Origin of the sequence: Achromobacter sp. LC458 (assembly GCF_001005835.2) — a bacterium.
GTDB lineage: Bacteria > Pseudomonadota > Gammaproteobacteria > Burkholderiales > Burkholderiaceae_B > Achromobacter > Achromobacter spanius_B.
Window position 1 is genome coordinate 1 of the sequence record NZ_LBHW02000092.1, and the last position, 2,087, is coordinate 2,087.

Below are 2,087 nucleotides of genomic sequence, written 5' to 3' on the forward strand. Positions count from 1 at the left end.
CTCGCCGACGACAACATGGGTGGGGGTGGGTTCGGCAGGCGCCGGGCCCGGCGTGCGGCCTCGGATTTCAGGAGTTGGCCAATCACTGTCGTCGTCAAACCGGGCCAGCCAACGCTGCGTGTCGCGGCGATCGAAGCGCTCGTTGGGGTCGCCATCCCATTCGCCGGAGCCCACGAGATCGAGTTGCGGGTGCCGGATGCGGCGCAGCAGGTGGTTAAGCATGACGGGCAGTTCCGGCACACCTTCTTCGACGGGATAGAGTTCCGGTTGCGGACCGAGTTCTATCCATTGGCCGCAACTGAGGGTGTCGATCCGGATGCGGGGATCGGAAAGCTGGGCAACAACCTCGTCGCGCGAGATGTCCAGCTTCTCGCGCCAAATGTCGGACAGAAAGAAGCCCCAGGTGGGCGGGCGTATGCCGGAGCCCAACTGCGCGGGGATATCCATGGCAAATGGATAATCGGTGTCCAATCCGAAAAAGTTGGGCGCCAGGGCCCGGTCCCACACCGCAACTTCGGAACGCATGCCAAATTCCAAAGGGTTGGCCATAGCGAAGCCGCTATAGACCTGCGCCGGCATCAAGCGAGCGATGCTGTCGAGCACGAACTTGCGCCAGGCGTCCTTGTTGTCCAGCCACCAGCGCCACCGGAAGTAGAACTGAATCGACGAGTAATACTGCAACTGGTCACCAATGGTGGGTTCTCTCCACAGGTACGCCGAATGCGTGGGTGAGCTCTGGTGGTTCGCCTGGTCGGTAAAGTTCACTGTGAAGGCCTTATCCACCGGCGTCTTTCTGGCCCAGTCGCGCCGGTCGCCCAAACGAACCGAGCCGTACCGATGTGGTCTTTCCGAACTCGGGTGGGTGGCTATCGTGAAAGGCCGGCCGACCAGTCTTTCGAACGCTTCGTATACGTCCACCATGTCGAGCGTCGTGCGTAAATATTGTGCGGGGTCGTAATGGAAATAAAAGGTGAGAAACGGACTGATCGACAGCTCGAACGACCCATTGTCGATGCCGGTATTGGGCCACTGTTTCAGGTCTTCGATCATGCCCGCCAGATCTTCGTCGCTGATCAAAGGATGGGTGGTACTCATTTTCCGCTCCTCGGTGAATGTCCGTGCTTCCCGCGCGTGCTGCCCCGGTCTGGGCGATACCCGGTGCAGTCCTCTGGTACGCGAAGTAGCGCCACCTTGTGGGTATCGCCATCCATCAGCCTGACGTAGCTTTTCATCTGTGCGGGCTTGGCCCAATCGTTGGGAAACTTGATTTCAACTGCCGCGAACACGTTGTCCACGTCAAACGGTTGCTGGCGGTATTCCACGATGACCAGATCCGGCGCCAAGCTTCCTCTAGGGCGCGGCCAGAATGGGAAGTACTGGCTGATGCGCTTCGGACGTGTGGAAGGCTCTCCCAGCATCGCCTTGTAAGACGTGCCGTCGTAATTCGGCTCTGCCTTCAACGGGCTTTGCCACGCCAACAAATCATCAACCACCTCAAACACCAACGACGCGGTGGTTTGTTTCAGCGCGATATCTATCGTGGTTTCAATAGCATCGCCCGGTATCTTCTTCCGTATGCGTCGGGGCACCGTCAACGGGGACTTCAGCGCCCATTGGCATACCGTGCTGATCACTGGCCGAAAGGGGATCTTGCGTTCGATGTACTGCCGGTACGTCACGTTTTCGCTACGTCCGCGCGACACGGTGGTGTTGCCGCCGGTGCGCACGAACGTGGAGCTTTTGACGTCGATTTCTTCCTTCATGTTCTGGATCACGTCCTTAAGAATGGCTTGGACTTCCTTCTTGCGGTCATTGATCTGCGCCAAGGTTTCGGCGGCTTCGATGGTGGTTTGCGCCGCTTCGTGCGCGGCGTAGGCGCGATAGGCTCGGTAGCCCCAGACGAGGGCGGCTGCGGCGGCGGGGGCGGCCATGGCTTGTCTCCTAGCGTAAGAAAGAAACCAGTGCCCACGTCACGTCCTGCCCGTTCACTTGTGGCATGGGGGTTTGATAAGCGAAAGTTCTTGGACCCGTAGGGTGTTCTTCGCAGGTCCACGTGCCGGGATATGGACACAGCTGCCCAGAGCGCG

At 59.5% G+C, this 2,087-nt stretch carries 2 protein-coding genes; both read right to left on the minus strand.

All coding sequences use genetic code 11. The features are described from left to right. A partial coding sequence (locus tag YH64_RS29980) for a type VI immunity family protein (RefSeq protein WP_143215631.1) occupies nt 1–1,095 on the minus strand: 1,095 nt, incomplete at its 3' end. After that, entirely contained in the window at nt 1,092–1,931 is an 840-nt protein-coding gene (locus YH64_RS29985) for a VRR-NUC domain-containing protein (protein WP_046807702.1), read from the minus strand. The genes YH64_RS29980 and YH64_RS29985, both read right to left, overlap by 4 nt. Between the last annotated feature and the right edge of the window lie 156 nt (nt 1,932–2,087).

Coding starts and splice junctions, on each gene's coding strand:
- YH64_RS29985 (WP_046807702.1), bottom strand. CDS start 1,931: ATGGCCGCCCCCGCCGCCGCAGCCGCCCTCGTCTGGGGCTACCGAGCC.